Source organism: Streptomyces sp. NPDC048171, from assembly GCF_043202655.1.
In the GTDB taxonomy this organism is placed as follows: domain Bacteria; phylum Actinomycetota; class Actinomycetes; order Streptomycetales; family Streptomycetaceae; genus Streptomyces.
Window position 1 is genome coordinate 22,305 of record NZ_JBIDAU010000001.1, and the last position, 18,084, is coordinate 40,388.

Here is an 18,084-nt window from a genome sequence, read left to right on the forward strand (position 1 = left end):
CCCGTCGGGGGCGATAGCCTGGTGGCGTGATCAGCGCGATAGTTCGCGGGGGCACAGGTGCCCCTGCCCTGCGCCCGGTACGCACGGACCACATCCGTGTCCGGGCGGCGGTCGCTGGTCCTCGCGAGCGGGACGGGGCGCCGCAGGCTCCCCACACGCCGCCGCGCACACCCCGGACGGTGACGGCGAGAGCGATGTCACACCCGGTCGGTGCGGCGACATTGGCTGATATGCCCCCGCTCCTCTCATCTTGCGGCATAGCGTCGGAGCAGACCGGACACCCCGCGTCTCGACGTCGTGCCGGAAGGCAGGAGACCGTACTTTCTTCTACGTCACGCAACGGCGCGCGACAGGAGCCAGAGGACAATGCAGACCAAGCTGGACGAAGCCAAGGCCGAGCTGCTCGAAAGGGCTGCGCGGGTAGCTGAGAACAGCCCGGTCGGGGGGCACCTACCGACTGGGACGACGGACAAGGGCAGCCCGGACACCCCGGGCGCCGCGTCCCCGGACCACGCATCCGTGTTCGCGTTCCTCCGGCGTTACTACCGGCACACCGCTCCGGAGGACCTGGCCGACCGCGACCCGGTCGACGTCTTCGGCGGCGCCGTCTCGCACTACCGGCTGGCCGAGAACCGCCCGCAGGGCACGGCGAACGTGCGGGTGCACACCCCGACGGTCGAGGAGAACGGCTGGACGTGCAGCCACTCCGTCGTCGAGGTGGTCACCGACGACATGCCCTTCCTCGTCGACTCCGTGACCAACGAGCTGACCCGTCAGGGCCGCGGCATCCACGTCGTCGTCCACCCGCAGATCGTGGTGCGCCGCGATGTCGCCGGCAAGCTCGTGGAGGTGCTCGACGGCCGGCCCACCGCCGACCTCCCGCACGACGCGCACGTCGAGTCCTGGATCCACGTCGAGTTCGACCGCGAGACCGACCGCGGCGACCTCAAGCAGATCACCGCCGACCTGCTGCGCGTCCTCAACGACGTCCGCGAGACCGTCGAGGACTGGGGCAAGATGCGGGACGCCGCCGTCCGCATCGCGGAGGAGCTGCCCGCCGAGCACACCCCCGCCGACCTGCCCCCGCGGGAGCTGGAGGAGGCTCGCGAGCTGCTGCGCTGGCTGGCCGACGACCACTTCACCTTCCTCGGCTTCCGCGAGTACGAGCTGCGCGAGGACGACTCCCTCGCCGCCGTCGCCGGCACCGGCCTGGGCATCCTGCGCTCCGACCCGCACCACGAGACCGACGAGAGCCACCCCGTCAGCCCCTCCTTCGAGCGGCTTCCCGCCGACGCCCGGGCCAAGGCGCGCGAGCACCGGCTGCTGGTGCTGACCAAGGCGAACAGCCGGGCCACGGTGCACCGGCCCTCGTACCTGGACTACGTCGGCGTCAAGAAGTTCGACGAGAACGGCGACGTCGTCGGTGAGCGGCGCTTCCTCGGCCTGTTCTCCTCCGCCGCGTACACCGAGTCCGTCCGCCGGGTGCCGGTCGTGCGGCGCAAGGTGGAGGAGGTGCTGGAGCGCGCCGGGTTCTCGCCCAACAGCCACGACGGCCGGGACCTGCTCCAGATCCTGGAGACGTACCCGCGCGACGAGATGTTCCAGATGCCCGTCGAGGAGCTGGAGCCGATCGTCACCTCGGTGCTCTACCTCCAGGAGCGCCGCCGCCTGCGGCTCTACCTGCGCCAGGACGAATACGGCCGCTACTACTCGGCGCTCGTCTACCTCCCGCGCGACCGCTACACCACCGGCGTCCGGCTGCGGATCATCGACATCCTCAAGGAGGAGCTGGGCGGCACCAGCGTCGACTTCACCGCCTGGAACACCGAGTCGATCCTGTCCCGGCTGCACTTCGTCGTCCGGGTCCCGCAGGGCACCGAGCTGCCGCACCTCTCCGAGACCGACAAGGAGCGCATCGAGGCCCGCCTGGTCGAGGCCGCGCGGTCCTGGGCCGACGGATTCGGCGAGGCGCTGACCGCCGAGGTCGGCGAGGAGCGCGCCGCCGAGCTGCTGCGGCACTACGGGGGTGCCTTCCCCGAGGGCTACAAGGCCGACCACGGCCCGCGTTCCGCGGTCGCCGACCTCGGCCACCTGGAGCGCCTCGACGAGCAGAACACCTTCGCGCTGAGCCTCTACGAGCCGGTCGGCGCCGGCCCGGAGGAACGGCGTTTCAAGATCTACCAGAAGGGCGGCACGGTCTCCCTGTCCGCCGTCCTCCCGGTGCTCAGCCGGCTCGGCGTCGAGGTGACCGACGAGCGGCCCTACGAGCTGCGCTGCGCGGACCGCACGACGGCCTGGATCTACGACTTCGGCCTGCGGATGCCGAAGTCGGTGGCCGGTGGCGCCGACTACCTCGGCGACGACGCCCGCGAGCGATTCCAGGACGCCTTCGCCGCCACCTGGAACGCCCAGTCGGAGAACGACGGCTTCAACGCCCTCGTGCTCAGCGCCGGACTGACCTGGCGGCAGGCCATGGTGCTGCGGGCGTACGCCAAGTACCTGCGCCAGGCGGGCTCCACGTTCAGCCAGGACTACATGGAGGACACCCTCCGCAACAACGTCCACACCACCCGGCTGCTCATCTCCCTGTTCGAGGCGCGGATGGCCCCCGAGCGCCAGCGCGCCGGGCGCGAGATCGTGGACGCCCTGCTCGAAGAGGTCGACGCGGCCCTCGACCAGGTGGCGAGCCTCGACGAGGACCGGATCCTGCGGTCCTTCCTCACCGTGATCAAGGCGACCCTGCGGACCAACTTCTTCCAGGAGGCGGCGGGCGGCAAGCCGCACGACTACGTCTCCATGAAGTTCGACCCGCAGGCCATCCCCGACCTGCCCGCGCCGCGCCCGGCGTTCGAGATCTGGGTGTACTCGCCGCGCGTCGAGGGCGTGCACCTGCGCTTCGGCAAGGTCGCGCGCGGCGGTCTGCGCTGGTCGGACCGCCGGGAGGACTTCCGCACCGAGATCCTCGGCCTGGTCAAGGCGCAGATGGTGAAGAACACCGTCATCGTGCCGGTCGGCGCCAAGGGCGGCTTCGTCGCCAAGCAGCTGCCCGACCCGGCCGTCGACCGCGACGCCTGGATGGCCGAGGGCATCGCCAGCTACAAGACCTTCATCTCGGCGCTGCTCGACATCACCGACAACATGGTGGCCGGCGAGGTCGTGCACCCCGCGGACGTCGTCCGGCACGACGAGGACGACACCTACCTCGTGGTCGCCGCCGACAAGGGCACCGCGAAGTTCTCGGACATCGCCAACGAGGTCGCCGAGTCCTACAACTTCTGGCTCGGCGACGCCTTCGCCTCCGGCGGCTCCGCGGGCTACGACCACAAGGGCATGGGCATCACCGCCCGCGGCGCCTGGGAGTCCGTCAAGCGGCACTTCCTTGAGCTGGGCGTGGACACCCAGACCCAGGACTTCACGGTCGTCGGCATCGGCGACATGTCCGGCGACGTGTTCGGCAACGGCATGCTGCTCAGCGAGCACATCCGCCTGGTCGCGGCCTTCGACCACCGGCACATCTTCATCGACCCGAACCCGGACGCGGCCACCTCGTACGCCGAGCGCCGCCGCCTGTTCGACCTGCCGCGCTCCTCGTGGGAGGACTACGACACCGCGCTCCTGTCGCCCGGCGGCGGCGTCTTCCCGCGCACCGCCAAGTCGATCCCGGTCAACGCCCACCTGCGCGAGGCCCTGGGCATCGAGGCCCGCGTCACCAAGATGACGCCGGCCGACCTGATGAAGGCGATCCTCTCGGCCCCGGTCGACCTGCTGTGGAACGGCGGCATCGGCACCTATGTCAAGGCCTCCACGGAGTCCAACGCGGACGTCGGCGACAAGGCCAACGACGCCATCCGCGTCGACGGCGGTGACCTGCGCGCCCAGGTCGTCGGCGAGGGCGGCAACCTGGGCCTGACCCAGCTGGGCCGGATCGAGTTCGCCCGCACCGGCGGCAAGATCAACACCGACGCCATCGACAACAGCGCGGGCGTGGACACCTCCGACCACGAGGTGAACATCAAGATCCTGCTCACCGGCCTGGTCAAGGACGGTGACATGACGGTCAAGCAGCGCAACAAGCTGCTCGCCCAGATGACCGACGAGGTCGGCGCGCTGGTCCTGCGCAACAACTACGCGCAGAACACGGCGATCGCCAACGCGCTCGCCCAGTCCAACGACATGCTCCACGCCCAGCAGCGCTTCATGCGCCACCTGGTCCGGGACGGGCGTCTCGACCGGGCGCTGGAGTTCCTGCCCACCGACCGCCAGATTCGCGAGCGCCTCCAGAGCGGCCAGGGCCTGACCGGCCCGGAGACGGCCGTGCTGCTGGCGTACACGAAGATCACGGTCGCCGAGGAGCTGCTGCACACCTCGCTGCCCGACGACCCGTACCTCAAGGGCCTGCTGCACGCGTACTTCCCGACGGCGCTGCGCGAGCAGTTCCTCGAGCGGATCGACAGCCACCCGCTGCGCCGGGAGATCACGACGACCGTCCTGGTCAACGACACGGTCAACACGGGCGGTACGACGTATCTGCACCGGATGCGCGAGGAGACCGGCGCGTCGCTGGAGGAGATCGTGCGGGCGCAGACCGCGGCCCGGGCGATCTTCCGCTCCGCCCCGGTGTGGGACGCGGTGGAGGCCCTGGACACCAAGGTCGACGCCGCGGTGCAGACCCGGATCCGGCTGCACTCGCGCCGCCTGGTCGAGCGCGGGACCCGCTGGCTGCTGAACAACCGGCCGCAGCCGCTGGAGCTGGCCGAGACGGTGCAGTTCTTCGCCGAGCGCGTCGAGCAGGTCTGGTCGCAGCTGCCGAAGCTGCTGCGCGGCGCGGACGCGGAGTGGTACCAGCGCATCTTCGACGAGCTGACCGACGCCGGCGTCCCGGACGAGACGGCCACCCGGGTGGCCGGGTTCTCCTCGGCCTTCCCGACGCTGGACATCGTGTCGGTGGCCGACCGCATGGGCAAGGAGCCGCTGGAGGTCGCCGACGTGTACTACGACCTCGCCGACCGGCTGAGCATCACGCAGCTGATGGACCGGATCAGCGATCTGCCCCGCACCGACCGCTGGCAGTCCATGGCCCGTGCGGCGATCCGCGAGGACCTGTACGCGGCCCACGCCTCGCTCACCGCCGACGTCCTGGCGGCGGGCAACGGCACGTCCACGCCGGAGCAGCGCTTCAAGACGTGGGAGCAGAAGAACGCGGCCATCCTGGGCCGGGCCCGCACCACGCTGGAGGAGATTCACGGGTCGGACGCGTTCGACCTGTCCAACCTGTCGGTGGCGATGCGGACGATGCGGACGCTGCTGCGCACGCACGCGTGACGGTGTAGCCGCCTGAACAGGGCTTGGCGGGCGCCCCGGGTCTTGACGGCCCGGGGCGCCTTTATGTCCCGCCCGTGTCTTATTTGTGCGTCTTGTGCGGATAAAGTGATCGCGTGACCGGGCGTTCCGCATTGACGCGCACCGCGCTGCCGCGGGCGGGGGCGGCCCTCGTCCTCCTGCTGCTGGTCCTGGTGGTGGTCCGGCTGCCCTGGGTCGGTGACCTGGGCATGCACGCCGCCACCCTCGAACGCCTGCGGCACGACCTCCTCCACCCCGGCAACCCGCTGGTCGACGCGGACACGCCGAGCCCGTACTACACGCCGTGGACGGTGCCGCTGGGCTGGGTGACCGGGGTGACCGGGTTCTCCGTCTTCACCGTGCTGCGGATCGGGGCGGTGGTGGCGCTCGCGGTGCTGGTCACGGGGGTGTGGCGGTACGCCCGCACGCTGAGCCCGCGCCCGGCGGTGCCCCCGTTGGCGCTGCTGTGCCTGCTGCTGCTGTGGGGGACGACCGAGTTCAGCTGGAGCGGCTTTCTCGGGCTGCACTCCCTCGCGTTGACGGTGGCGTACCCGAGTGTGCTCGCCCTCGGGCTGGCGTTTCACCTGTGGGCGTGGCTGGCACGGGCGGACGGGTGGGGGGCCTGGCTGGGGTGCGGGGTGCTGTGGGCCGTGATCCTGCTGGTCCATCAGTACTCCGGGATCGTCGCGTCGTTGGGCGCCCTCGCCGTCGTGATCGGCGCGCGGCATGCCGGGCGACGGGTGTGGGCGCGGGTGGCGGGGGCGCTGGCGCTGGGGGTGGTGGTGCTGTGGGTCTGGCCGTACTACGACTTCTTCGCGCTCTTCGGAGCCGCGGACGGGATGGACGAGGTGCACCGGTCGCTGTACCGGGACCTGTGGGCGCGGTACTGGCTGGTGCTGGTGGGGGTGGCCGCGCTGGTGGTGCGGTGGCGGCGTGACCGGCGGGACGTGCTGGTGCTGTTCTTCGCGCTGGGGCTGGTGGTGTTCGCGGCGGGCGGGGTGACCGGGCACTGGTCGTGGGGGCGGGTGCTGCCCGCGGCGGTGATTCCGGCGCAGCTCGCGGTGGCGGTGGAGGTGGGGGAGTCCGGGCGGCGGGCGGTGCGGTGGGTGTGGGCGGGGGTGCTGGGGGTGGCGCTGGTGGTGGGGGTCTGGGGGCAGGTGGGGGTGCTGGGGTACGCGGTCGGGCGGGAGGCGTTGCCGGGGGTGGTGGCGGAGAAGTACCGGGAGCCGTGGGAGGGGTACGGCTGGATCACGCGGTGGGTGGGGTACGGGGACGTGGTCATGGCGAGGGAGTTTCCGTCCCGGCGGATTCCGGCGACCGGGGCGTACACGGTGGCGCCGGGGTACACCGACTTCTTCCTCGATGACGAGGGGGAGCGGGTGGGGGCGGTGCGGAGGTATTTCTCGGTGGGGGTGGAGGGGGTGTCGGGGGGTGTGCGGAGGGGGATCGAGCGGGCCTATGACGTGCGGTGGGTGGTGGATCGGGGGGTGGGGGTGCGGGGGGACGCGGGGTTGCGGGAGGTGGGGCGGGGGCCGGGTGGGTGGGTGCTGTACGCGGTGGTGGGGTGAGGTGGGCGTTGGGCGTGGACGTGCGTTGGTCGGGTGCCCGGTGATCGTGTGGGGCGGGGGTGGGTGACGCGGGCCGGCGCTTGCCGGGTGCCGCTGCGCCCACCCTCCCCCACTCTCGGCTTCGCTCGAGCGGGGGGACCCCCATCGCCCCAGCGGCACGACTGCCCGCAGCTGAGTGGGGCGGGGGGAGGGTGCGCCCGCCCGTGCCGTCCCGGCGGCGCGACTGCCCTCAGCTGAGGGGGGTTCAGTGGAGGATGTTTGCCGCCAAGCGGGCCGCTCGGCGGGTTCGGGGGGTGGAGAGGCGGCGGGCGGCCGGGTGGAGGAGGGTCGCCGTGGTGCCCACCGGCTGCCAGTGGACCTGCAGGCGGCCCGGGTTGTGGCCCTCAGGTTCCACCGTGACCCGGTGCGGGGTGGTGCCGGCGTGGTACGGGACGCGGGCGGTGAGGGCCGGGAAGCGCAGCGGGGCCAGGAGGATGCCCGTGTGGACGCGGCCCTGGTGGCGCAGCCGGAGTACGGGGTGGCGCAGCCCCTCGAAGCCGTGCACGGGCAGGCGGGCCGCCGCGAGGTCGAGGCGGACGCGGCCCTCGAAGACGCCGGGGCGGACCGGGGAGAGGCGGAAGGGGACCGTCAGGCGCCGGCGGCCCGGCGAGAGGTACAGGGTGGCACGCTGCGGGCCGACCGGGAGGCGCAGCGCGGGATCGTAGGTGCGGACCGTGAGGTCGATCGACGCACCGGGGCCGCGCGCGAGGTCCGTGATCTCGTGCCGGAGCAGGGCGGTGAAGAACGGGCGGGTGTCCAGCTCCAGGTCCGTCAGGTCCAGCTCGCGGCGGGCCTCGGCCGACCCGGGGACCTCCTCGCCCCAGTAGGTCCGGCCGCTCTCCCCGTCCGGCGTCACCCGGCGCGGTGCGACGGCGTGCCCGAGGCCCCGCGCCGCCACGCGTACGTCGGACAGGCGCCGGTCGCGCAGCAGTCGGAGGACCACCCGTTCGGCGCGGGGCAGGCGCGCGTAGGCGCCCTCGGTGAGCGTGTCGAGGTAGGGCGTCATGAGGTCGGCGAAGGACGCGAGCCAGGCGTCGTCCCGGTACGGGAGGTCACCGGCGTACATGCGGAAGTCGTGCTTGAGGAACTTGAAGTCCTTGTCCTCGCGCAGCGACTCGTGCCCGCTCCCGGTCAGGAACGCGTCGATGAGGCGCTGGACGTGGACGCGGTCGCGGACGTTGCTCAGCAGGTGCCGCTGGTTGGAGATGGAGGCCGTCTCGGAGGCGGCGTACGGGGCGACGTACCAGCGGTAGACCGGTTCGGGGACGACGGTGAACGTCCTGGCCAGGCAGTACGCCTGCGCCGAGAAGAGCTGGTCCTCGTAGTGGATGCCCTCGGGGAAGCGCAGGCCGTGCCGGTCGAGGAAGGCGCGGGCGTACATCTTGCTGGTCGACAGGTGCTCGAAGAACAGCCGCGGATCGGCCTCGATGCCGTCCAGGGTGCGGCGTTCGGCGACCAGGTGCGGCATCCACGTGGTGCGGCGGCCGCCGTCCACGCGTATCCGGTGCACCGCCCCCATCGCGAAGTCGAGTTCGCGTTCGCGGTGGGCGGCGAGCAGGGTCTCGACGGCGCGCTCGGGGAGTTCGTCGTCGCTGTCCAGGAACATCAGGTACGGCGCCCGCGCGATCTCCAGGGCGCGGTTGCGCGGCGCGCTGCACCCGCCGCTGTTCTCCGGCAGGCGCAGGTACACGACGCGCGGGTCGCGGGCCGCCAGCGCGCGGGCCACCTCGGGGGTCGCGTCGGTCGAGTGGTCGTCGCTGATGACGACCTCGATGTTCGCGTGGGTCTGGCGCAGCACGGACGCGACCGCGCGGGGGAGGCGCTCGGCGTCGTTGTAGACGATGACCGTGACGGTGACGTCCGGGGCGTCCACGGACGAGGGCGCGGGCGGGAGGCCCGCGGCGGGGTCGGTGGCGGGACTCGTGGCGGCTCTCGTGACGGCTCTCATGACGCGTGGGCCTCCTCCGGGCTCGGCGCCGGGGTGCGCTCCTCGATCGGCAGCACCGGGGGCAGCGTGCGTTCGTCCTCGCCGAGGAAGACCCGGCGGACGACGCGTTCGGCGGCGCGGCCGTCGTCGTACTCGCAGAACCGGCGCCGGAAGGCGGTCCGCGCCTTGGCCGCACTCTCGTCGTGCCAGGCGTCGGTGGTGAGGATCTCCGTGAGTTCGGCCTGGCCGCGGGCGACCGGGCCGGGCGCCTCGGCCATCAGGTCGAAGTAGACGCCGCGGGTGGTTCGGTACGTCTCCCAGTCGTCGGCGTGGATGACGATCGGGCGGTCCAGGTTGGCGTAGTCGAACATGATCGACGAGTAGTCCGTGACCAGCGCGTCGGCGGCCAGGCACAGCTCCTCGACGGGTTCGTAGGAGGAGACGTCGATGAGGCGGCCGGTGCGGCGCAGGCCGGCCAGCGGGGCGGACGGGGTGGAAGCGCCCTCGTAGAAGTAGTGGGCGCGGACCAGCAGGACCGTTTCCTCGCCGAGGTCGGCCACCAGTGCGGCGAGGTCGAGGCGCGGGGTCCAGCCCGCCTCGTAGTCGCGGTGGGTGGGCGCGTAGAGGATCGCCCTGCGGCCGGGCGGGATGCCCAGGCGCTCGCGGACCGCGCGGACCTCGGCGGCGCCGGCCGTGTAGTAGACGTCGTTGCGCGGATAGCCGTGGTCGAGGGAGACGTGGCGGGACGGGTAGGCCCGTTGCCACATACGGGTCGTGTGGCCGTTGGCGGAGACGCTGTAGTCCCACCGGTCGACGCGCTCGAGGAGCGCCGGGAAGTCCAGGCCCCGGGCGGCGGCGGGGTACGGCATCTGGTCCAGGCCCATGCGCTTGAGCGGGGTGCCGTGGTGCGTCTGGAGGTGGACGGTGCCGGGGCGTTTGACCACCGCGTCCGGGAAGTTGACGTTGTTGACCAGGTACTTGGCGCGGGCCAGCACCTCCCAGTAGCGGCGGGTGCCGGGGACGACGTGGTCGGTGCCGGGCGGCAGCAGCGCCGCGTTCGCCGCCGTGACCACCCACACCGGGTGGACGTGCGGGGCGAGTTCGGCCAGCTCGGCGGCTATCGCGGCCGGGTTGCAGGCCACACCGCGGGCCCAGTAGGCCGAGAAGACGGCGAGGTGCGGGTCGATCGGGCGGGCCAGTGCCCTGCGGTACTGGAGGGAGCGCACCCGGTCGCCGGCCAGGCGCCGGCCGGTGCGCACCGCCGACCGCACCCGGCGGCGCGTGTGGTTGGCGGCCTGGAGGGCGCGGTACTTCGAGTACGCGCAGTCGGCCAGCAGCGACCGGCGTACGCCTTCGAGTCCGGCCGGGCTCCGGTGGCCGTCGGGGCGCAGGCGCCGGGCGGCCGACGACGCCCTGCGGAAGAACTCCCGCGCCACGTCGTCCGGCATTTCCGCGCGGGCGAAGGTGCGCAGGCAGTCGCGGACCATCAGGTCGTACAGGGCGCCGCGGACGGCCGGGCGGTCGGCGGCGAGGCCGAGCAGCGTCTCGTAGCGGTCGACCAGGGCGTACCGCTGCTCCGGCGTGACCGGTGGGAGGCTCTCGGCGCGCAGCCGGCGGTCCTCGAACGCCGGCTGGGGCAGGCAGGCGACGCGGTCGGCGAGCAGCAGGGCGGCCAGGGCGGCGAACGGCTCGTCGTCGGTGGTGAGGAGGCGCTCGTGCGCCCGCCAGAAGCCGGCGCGCACGGCGCGGTTCCCGAGCAGCGGGGTCAGCCCGAGCAGCGCCGCGCGGTCGTCCAGGGCGAGGTCGGCGTGTCCGGCGCGGGCGAGGCGGGGACCGTCGGGGGAGGGCAGGCCGGAGGCCCGCCAGGTGCTGCGGACGTGGTCGAACAGCAGGACGTCCACCGTGTCGGGGAGGTCCGCGGCGTGCTGGGCGACGGTGCGCGGGGCGCCGGGCGGCAGCCCGTCCTTGGCGTGCACGAAGTGCAGCCACCGGCCCCGCGCCCGCGCCGCCCCCGCCGCGCGGGCCGCGGAGTCGCGGGCGCCGTCGGGGAGGGGCAGCACGGTGAACGCGGGGGTGTGGCCCTCGGCCGTCTCCCCGGCCCAGTCCCCGACGGCGGCGACGATCACTTCGACGCCGGTGAGCGCGTGGGCGGCCAGGGAGTCGAGGAGCGCGGGCAGGTGGTCCTGGACGTTGGGGCCGTGGACGACGACGCTGAGGTCGGGGGTCTCGGGCATCGCTGGGGCTCCTTAGCCTTGGTCGCTCCCTGCGCACTCCTTGGGGTCGCATCTATTCGGACATGGTGGCATCAAACGGGCAAAAGGGTTAATCGAGAGTACGCCTCACGGGGGAAGCGCGCCGTCAGGCGGAGACCTTCGTCTGCGGCGCGGCTTTGGCTGCCGCCTTGGGCGCGGCCTTCGGCTTCGCCGCCTTGTCCGGGCCGCCGGTGAACTTCTCGTACTCCTTCAGGACCTCCTCCGTGGGCCCGTCCATCCGCAGCTCGCCGCGCTCCAGCCACAGCACCCGGTCGCAGGTGTCGCGGATGGACTTGTTGCTGTGGCTGACCAGGAAGACCGTGCCGGCGTGCTTGCGCAGCTCCCGGATGCGCTCCTCGGAACGCTTCTGGAAGGAGCGGTCGCCGGTGGCCAGTGCCTCGTCGACCAGCAGCACGTCGTGGTCCTTGGCCGCGGCGATGGAGAAGCGCAGGCGGGCGGACATCCCGGAGGAGTACGTGCGCATCGGCAGGGTGATGAAGTCGCCCTTGTCGTTGATCCCGGAGAAGTCGACGATGTCCTGGTGGCGCTCCTTGATCTGCGCGCGGGACATGCCCATCGCCAGGCCGCCGAGGTACACGTTGCGCTCGCCGGTGAGGTCGTTCATCAGGGCGGCGTTCACGCCGAGCAGCGAGGGCTGGCCGTCGGTGTAGATGCGGCCGTTCTCCACCGGGAGCAGTCCGGCGACCGCCTTGAGCAGCGTCGACTTGCCGGAGCCGTTGGTGCCGATCAGGCCGATCGCCTCGCCGCGGTACGCCACGAAGGACACCTTCTTCACCGCGTGCACCCGGCGCACGCCCGCGGCCTTCTCGCTCTTCTTGCGGCGCAGGATGCGGTTGAGGGCGGCGGTCGCGGAACCGCGGCCCGCCCCGGTGCCGTTGACCCGGTAGACGATGTCGACGCCGTCGACGACGACGGTGGGGACGCGCTCTGCGGGGGTGTTGTCAGCCACGACCGTACGTCTCCTCGGCCTTCCAGAAGTAGATGAAGCCGCCGATCCCGGCGACCAGGGCCCAGCCCAGGGCCATCGCCCACACGTGGTTCGGCAGCATGTCCCCGCCGAAGCTGTCGATCAGGGCGAAGCGCATCAGGTCGATGTAGACGACGGCCGGGTTGACCTGGAGCAGCGGGCCGACCCAGGAGGGCAGGTCGCTGTCGGGGCCGGTCATGTGGTGGATGCTGAACATGACGCCCGAGGCGTACATCCAGGTGCGCAGCAGGAAGGGCATCAGCTGGGCCATGTCCGGGATCTTGGAGCCCACCCGGGCCATGACCATGGCCACGCCCGCGTTGAACACGAACTGGAGCACCAGCGCCGGGATCGCCAGCAGCCAGGAGGGGCCGGGCGGGACGCCGAACGCCAGCAGGATCACCACGAGGGCGCCCATCGAGAACATCAGCTGCTGGAGCTGCTGGAGGCAGAAGGAGACCGGCAGCGCGGCCCGCGGGAAGTGCAGGGCGCGGACGAGGCCGAGGTTGCCTGATATGGCCCGGGTGCCCGCCATGATCGAACTCTGGGTGAACGTCCACACGAACACGCCGGTGACCAGGAACGGGACGAAGTCCTCCACTCCGCGGCTGGTGTTCATCAGCATGCCGAAGATGAAGTAGTACACCGCCGCGTTGAGCAGGGGCGTCATCACCTGCCAGACCTGGCCGAGCTTGGCCTGGCTGTACTGGGCGGTGAGCTTGGCGGTGGAGAAGGCGCCGATGAAGTGCCGTCGGGCCCACAGCTGGCGGACGTACTCGGGCAGGGAGGGGCGGGCGCCGCTGACCGTCAGACCGTGGCGTGCGGCGAGGGCCGCGAGGTCGTGTTCGGCGGGGGCGGCCGCCGTGGGGGGCGGTGTGTCGAGGACCTGACTCACATCCGCGCTGCTTTCGCTCGGGGGGTGGAAGCGATTCCCGTCGTTCACCCGGACGTCTCGAGGCGTTCATTGACGTCGGGACGGGACCGTATCGTCGTAACGGGAGCGTACGGCGTGCTGACGCCGGAACGCAACCGTTTCGTCGCTACGCCCTATGCTGTCCGGCATGACGACCGACGCCGCCGACGAGCCCCAGCCGCGCCCGCGCCGCCGCCGGGCCCCCGCCGGGGCGGCCGTGCTCCGCGAGGACGTGACGGAGGCGATCCGGGCGGCGGTCTTCGAGGAGCTCGCGGCGGTCGGCTACGCGCGGATGTCCATCGAGGGGATCGCGCGCCGCGCGGGGGTCGGCAAGACCGCCGTCTACCGGCGCTGGCGCTCCAAGCTGCACCTGGTGCTCGACGTCGTCTCGGCGCTGGCCGTGCAGGGCCTGCCCGCGCCCGACACGGGTTCGCTGGAGGGCGACCTGCGGCTGCTGTACGAAGTCACGTCCCGGGCCCTGCGCCACCCGGTGGCCTCGCAGATCATCCCCGACCTCCAGGCGGAGGCGGCCCGCAACCCCGAGATCGCCGAGGTGCTGCAAAAGACCCTGCGGGAGGGTCAGGACGGCGTCGCCAGCAAGATCCTCGCGGCGGCGGCGGAACGCGGTGAGCTGGCCGCCGGTCTCGACACCGACCTGGCCCTCGACCTGATCTCGGGCCCGCTGTACTGGCGCTCGGTGGTCATCCGCAGCCCGAAGCTGCCGAAGGGCCACCTGGCAGCGCTGGCCCGGGCCACGGCGGCGGGCCTGCGGGCGCTCTGAGCCGAGGCCGGACCGGTCGTCCGGGCGGGACTGTCGGTGGTGCCTGCGAGTATGCAGGGATGGAACCTACGGCGATCGTGCAGGAGTTCTGGTCCCGCATGCAGGCCCGTGACTGGGCGGGCCTCGGCGCCCTGCTGGCCGACGACCTGGTCGTGGAGTGGCCGGTCAGCGCGGAGCGGATCGTGGGCCGCGCCGACTTCATGGCGGTCAACGCGGAGTATCCGGAGGGCTGGTCGATAGACGTGCTGCGCGTCGTGGCCGACGGCGAGACCGTGGTCTCCGAGGTGGAGGTCCCGCACGAGACGATGGGCGTCCACCGCGTCGTGTCGCTCTGGACGGTCAGCGCCGGCCGGATCACCGCCGGCCGTGAGTACTGGACGGAGCTGGGCTCGGACCCGTCCCCCCAGTGGCGAGAGGCGTTCGTGCGGCCCTTGTGACTTCCGTGGCCGCCCCCCTCACCGGGCGGCGGCCCGGAGCACCTCCACCGCAAGGTCCGGCATGGTCGTCCGGCCCGTCGCGCGTGCGGCCGGCCGTGTGCGGTGGGCCGGCCGCGGGCGGTGCGCACGGAGGTTTTCCCGGGGCCCGGCTTCAGGCCGCCAGGCGTGCCGGCTCAGTTCCGTGCCGCCTCCGGGTGCAGCCGTACCCAGCCCGACCATGCCGACGTGATCATTTCCTCGACGTCGTACTTGGCCTTCCAGCCCAGTTCGACGGCGGCGCGGTCGGCCGAGGCGACGACGCGGGCCGGGTCGCCGGGGCGGCGGGGGGTGACCGTCGCAGGGTGGTCGTGACCGGTGAGGGCGTTGATGTGGTCGATCATCTCGCGGACGGAGACGCCCTCGCCCCGGCCGATGTTGAGGGTGAGGGTGCGGCCCGGCGAGGACTGGAGCGCGCGGGCCGCGGCCACGTGCGCCTCGGCCAGGTCGACGACGTGGATGTAGTCGCGGACGCAGGTCCCGTCCGGCGTCGCGTAGTCGTCGCCGAAGACGCGCGGGGCGGCGCCCTCGGTCAGCTTCTCGAACACCATCGGGACGAGGTTGTAGACGCCGGTGTCGGCCAGCTCGGGGCTCGCCGCGCCCGCGACGTTGAAGTAGCGGAGGGAGGCGGTGGCCAGGCCCGTCGCCCGGCCGGTGGCGCGGACCAGCCACTCGCCGGCCAGCTTGGTCTCGCCGTACGGCGACATGGGTGCGCACGGGGTCTCCTCCGTCACCAGATCGACGTCCGGCATGCCGTACACGGCGGCGGAGGAGGAGAAGACGAAGGACGGGACCTCGGCCGCCGTGACCGCGTCGAGCAGGACGCGCAGGCCCTCGACGTTCTCCCGGTAGTAGTGCAGCGGCAGGTCCACCGACTCGCCGACCTGCTTCTTCGCGGCCAGGTGCACGACGCCGGTGACGGAGTGGTCGGCCAGGGCCCGGGCGATCCGTTCGCCGTCCAGGACCGAGCCCACCACCAGCGGGACGCCGTCGGGCACGCGGTCGGCGATGCCGGTGGACAGGTCGTCGTACACCACCGCCTGCTCGCCCGCCTCGGTCATCGCCCGTACGACGTGCGCCCCGATGTATCCGGCGCCGCCGGTGATCAGCCAGGTCATGTGCGGCCGTCCCCTCGTGAGTGGTCCTGGGTGGACATGATCCTTCATCGGGCGCCCCGCGGGCTCCCGCACCCCTCAGGACGGTGCCGGGGCCGGATCGGTGCCGTACGCGTCCAGGGCGGAGGTGAGCCGGTCGAGGCGGTCGCGCAGGTCCTGGACCTCGGTCACGTCCAGCCCCGTCGCCGCGGCGATCCGGCGCGGCACCTCGGCGGCCCGCTCGCGCAGCGCGACGCCCTCCGCGGTCAGCCGCACCTCCACCGACCGCTCGTCGCGCGCGCTGCGCTCCCGCCGGACCAGACCGGCCGCCTCCAGCCGCTTGAGCAGCGGCGAGAGCGTGCCGGAGTCGAGGCGGAGGTGCTCGCCGAGCTTCTTCACGGGCAGTTCGCCGTGCTCCCACAGCACCAGGAGCACCAGGTACTGCGGGTAGGTGAGTCCCAGGTCCTTGAGGACCACGCGGTAGACGCCGCCGAAGGCGCGGGACGCGGCGTTCAGGGAGAAGCAGATCTGCTGGTCCAGGCGGAGCCAGTCGGTCGCGGGCGTGGTCATGGCATCCAGGGTAGCCGACCAGACGTCATTCAGTTGCGTGCAATTTAGTTGCGCGCTTTCAAGTTGCGTGCTCTACTTGTGGATGTCAGCGGTCGCCACCACGTGCGACGCACCCCACTGAGAGGCACGGGTTTCCCATGGACGCGCTCTACACCGCCGCCGCCACCGCCACCCACAGCCGCGAAGGCCGCGCCGTCAGCTCGGACAACAAGCTCGACCTCGCGCTCAGCGCCCCCGTCGAGATGGGCGGCGACGGCAAGGGCACCAACCCCGAGCAGCTGTTCGCCGCCGGTTACGCCGCCTGCTTCGGCAGCGCCCTCGGCGTCGTCGGCCGGCAGGCGAAGGTCGACGTCAGCGAGGCCGCCGTGACCGCCGAGGTCGGCATCGGCAAGCAGGGCGAGGGCTTCGCGCTCGCCGTCACGCTGCGGGTCGAGCTGCCCGAGGGCCTCGACCAGGAGACCGGCCGCAAGCTGGTCGAGCAGGCCCACCAGGTCTGCCCCTACTCCAACGCCACCCGGGGCAACGTCCCGGTCGAGCTGGTCATCGAGTAGTCCGGGCGGCGGCACCCCCGCTCATCCGACCCGCGCCAGGACCTCGCCGGTGCGCCCGCTCCACGCCACCACGACCGCCTCCTCGGGCACCGGGTGCCAGCGGGTCAGCAGCAGCCAGCGGACGTCGTACCGGCGGACGACGGCGGCGCGCTCGGCGCGGGTCGAACCGGGCGCGAGGTACGCCCGGACATCGGCCACCCGCCGCCCGCGCTTCCGTTCGTCCAGCGCCGGGTCCGGCCAGGCGGGGGCCGCGAGGTTGGGTCCGTACCCGGCGATGGCGTGCCCGGCGTAGTAGCCGTCGGTGACCACGACCTCGCCGGGGCCGATGTGCCGGGCTGCCCACGCGTACTCCGGCCAGTCGGGCGGCTGCTCGAAGCCGACCGGGTCCAGCGCCCGCGGCACCACCGCCCCGGCGTGGACCGTGAGGAACCCCAGCGCGGCACCCGCGGCCGCCACCCCGCCCAGCGCCCCGCGCCACCGCCCCCACGGCCGCGGTGCCGCCAGCTCCACCGCCAGCGCGAGCTGCGCCGGCACCAGTGAGAGCCCGAGGATCCGGCCGTAGGTGTAGTGCCCGCTGCACCAGCCGTACGCCACCACCGCGCAGTCCAGCGCGAACATCAGCACCAGCGGGTCCCGGGCCGAGCGGCGTCCGCGCGCCCACAGCGCCGGCAGCCCGAGTAGCCCCAGCCAGAACTCGCCGGGCAGGTCCAGGTACAGCACCCGGTGCAGCGCGTCCACGCTGTCGTCGCCGGCCAGCGCGAACACGTCGAAGTACGGCCACAGTGCCGCCGACGCCACCGCCACCGCGCCCGTCAGCGCCCAGCGCCCCACGACCGGGCCGCGCCATCCGCGCTGCCACCCGGCCACCAGCGCCACCGCGCCCAGGGCCGCCGCCACCGAGGTGATCGGGTGGATCAGGAGGACCAGCCCGTACAGGGCGCCGAGCCCCGCGTACCCGGGCAGTCCGCGCAGCCCGCTCGGCCCCACGTACCGCACCCGGCGCTCGTCCCTGGCCCGCGCCCCGGTCAGCGCCCAGGCCCAGAAGGTGAGCCCGATCGCGCACGTCGACGGGTAGCCGAGGTTGCCCGTCATCGACATCAGCCCGAGGTAGCCGCTCCACCAGGCCCGCTCGGTGCCCCACAGCAGCGTCATCGCGCCCAGCGCCAGCACCGGCGCCCACGGCCGCGGGCTCAGCACCCGTACGAAGCGGTTCAGGCCGGTCAGCAGTACCAGCAGGTTCAGCGGCCCGGCGAGCCGCACCACCTCCCAGCCGCCCAGGCCGGTCAGCCGCGCGAACACGCCCTGGGCGAGGGCGTACGGCGAGTAGTACGCGCTGCCCGCGCCGGGCAGGTCGGCCATCGGGTGCCGGGGGTCCAGGAGGTCGGCCTTCAGGCGCTCCACGACCGCCGCGTGCTGGCCCGCGTCGCAGCACAGCGGCACCGCCCAGTACGCCAGCGACATCACCAGGAGGAACAGGAAGCCGGCGACCTGGTACGGGGTGGGGCGCCGGCCGCGGCCACCGCGCAGCGCCGTCGCTCCGCGTACCGGCCGCCGGACGAGGACGTCGGCGCTCACGAAAGGATCAGAG

Annotated in this window: 12 protein-coding genes; 5 read left to right on the forward strand and 7 right to left on the reverse strand. The window is 72.6% G+C overall.

Annotation, left to right across the window (positions count from 1 at the left end; translation table 11 throughout):
- The first annotated feature begins 366 nt into the window (after nucleotides 1-366).
- Together ACGF3J_RS00095 and ACGF3J_RS00100 are read left to right on the forward strand one after the other, a co-directional pair.
- Complete coding sequence (locus tag ACGF3J_RS00095; RefSeq protein ID WP_161327891.1) at nucleotides 367-5,322, forward strand: NAD-glutamate dehydrogenase; 4,956 nt, start codon at nucleotides 367-369, stop codon at nucleotides 5,320-5,322.
- 113 nt (nucleotides 5,323-5,435) lie between these two features.
- Nucleotides 5,436-6,908, forward strand: coding sequence for a hypothetical protein (locus ACGF3J_RS00100; RefSeq protein WP_393853279.1), 1,473 nt, complete (start codon nucleotides 5,436-5,438; stop codon nucleotides 6,906-6,908).
- 244 nt (nucleotides 6,909-7,152) lie between these two features.
- Here ACGF3J_RS00100 and ACGF3J_RS00105 read toward each other — a convergent pair whose 3' ends face one another.
- The 4 genes from ACGF3J_RS00105 to ACGF3J_RS00120 form a co-directional block, all read right to left on the reverse strand.
- A complete protein-coding gene (locus ACGF3J_RS00105) occupies nucleotides 7,153-8,895 on the reverse strand; it encodes a glycosyltransferase family 2 protein (RefSeq protein WP_393853280.1) in 1,743 nt (580 codons plus the stop codon).
- Nucleotides 8,892-11,108, reverse strand: coding sequence for a CDP-glycerol glycerophosphotransferase family protein (locus ACGF3J_RS00110; protein ID WP_161331568.1), 2,217 nt, complete (start codon nucleotides 11,106-11,108; stop codon nucleotides 8,892-8,894). The genes ACGF3J_RS00105 and ACGF3J_RS00110 overlap by 4 nt, the downstream gene beginning before the upstream one ends.
- Nucleotides 11,109-11,232: 124 nt before the next feature.
- Nucleotides 11,233-12,096: an ABC transporter ATP-binding protein gene (locus tag ACGF3J_RS00115; RefSeq protein ID WP_161331567.1), complete on the reverse strand. Its 864-nt coding sequence runs from the start codon at nucleotides 12,094-12,096 to the stop codon at nucleotides 11,233-11,235.
- Nucleotides 12,089-13,009 (reverse strand): ABC transporter permease, encoded by a 921-nt coding sequence (locus ACGF3J_RS00120; RefSeq protein WP_161331566.1) that lies wholly within the window; start codon nucleotides 13,007-13,009, stop codon nucleotides 12,089-12,091. The genes ACGF3J_RS00115 and ACGF3J_RS00120 overlap by 8 nt, the downstream gene beginning before the upstream one ends.
- A 166-nt stretch (nucleotides 13,010-13,175) precedes the next feature.
- Between ACGF3J_RS00120 and ACGF3J_RS00125 the strand changes: the two genes are divergently transcribed.
- Both ACGF3J_RS00125 and ACGF3J_RS00130 read left to right on the forward strand, forming a co-directional pair.
- A complete protein-coding gene (locus tag ACGF3J_RS00125; protein WP_161331565.1) occupies nucleotides 13,176-13,808 on the forward strand; it encodes a TetR/AcrR family transcriptional regulator in 633 nt (210 codons plus the stop codon).
- Nucleotides 13,809-13,867: 59 nt separating this feature from the next.
- Nucleotides 13,868-14,245 (forward strand): nuclear transport factor 2 family protein, encoded by a 378-nt coding sequence (locus ACGF3J_RS00130; RefSeq protein WP_161331564.1) that lies wholly within the window; start codon nucleotides 13,868-13,870, stop codon nucleotides 14,243-14,245.
- Nucleotides 14,246-14,418: 173 nt separating this feature from the next.
- Here ACGF3J_RS00130 and galE read toward each other — a convergent pair whose 3' ends face one another.
- Together galE and ACGF3J_RS00140 are read right to left on the reverse strand one after the other, a co-directional pair.
- Entirely contained in the window at nucleotides 14,419-15,399 is a 981-nt protein-coding gene (gene galE / locus ACGF3J_RS00135; protein WP_393853281.1) for a UDP-glucose 4-epimerase GalE, read from the reverse strand.
- Between the two features lie 75 nt (nucleotides 15,400-15,474).
- Nucleotides 15,475-15,945, reverse strand: coding sequence for a MarR family winged helix-turn-helix transcriptional regulator (locus ACGF3J_RS00140; protein WP_161331562.1), 471 nt, complete (start codon nucleotides 15,943-15,945; stop codon nucleotides 15,475-15,477).
- Nucleotides 15,946-16,082: 137 nt separating this feature from the next.
- Between ACGF3J_RS00140 and ACGF3J_RS00145 the strand changes: the two genes are divergently transcribed.
- Nucleotides 16,083-16,496: an organic hydroperoxide resistance protein gene (locus ACGF3J_RS00145; protein ID WP_393853282.1), complete on the forward strand. Its 414-nt coding sequence runs from the start codon at nucleotides 16,083-16,085 to the stop codon at nucleotides 16,494-16,496.
- 21 nt (nucleotides 16,497-16,517) lie between these two features.
- Here ACGF3J_RS00145 and ACGF3J_RS00150 read toward each other — a convergent pair whose 3' ends face one another.
- Complete coding sequence (locus tag ACGF3J_RS00150; RefSeq protein WP_161331560.1) at nucleotides 16,518-18,071, reverse strand: hypothetical protein; 1,554 nt, start codon at nucleotides 18,069-18,071, stop codon at nucleotides 16,518-16,520.
- Nucleotides 18,072-18,084 lie beyond the last annotated feature (13 nt).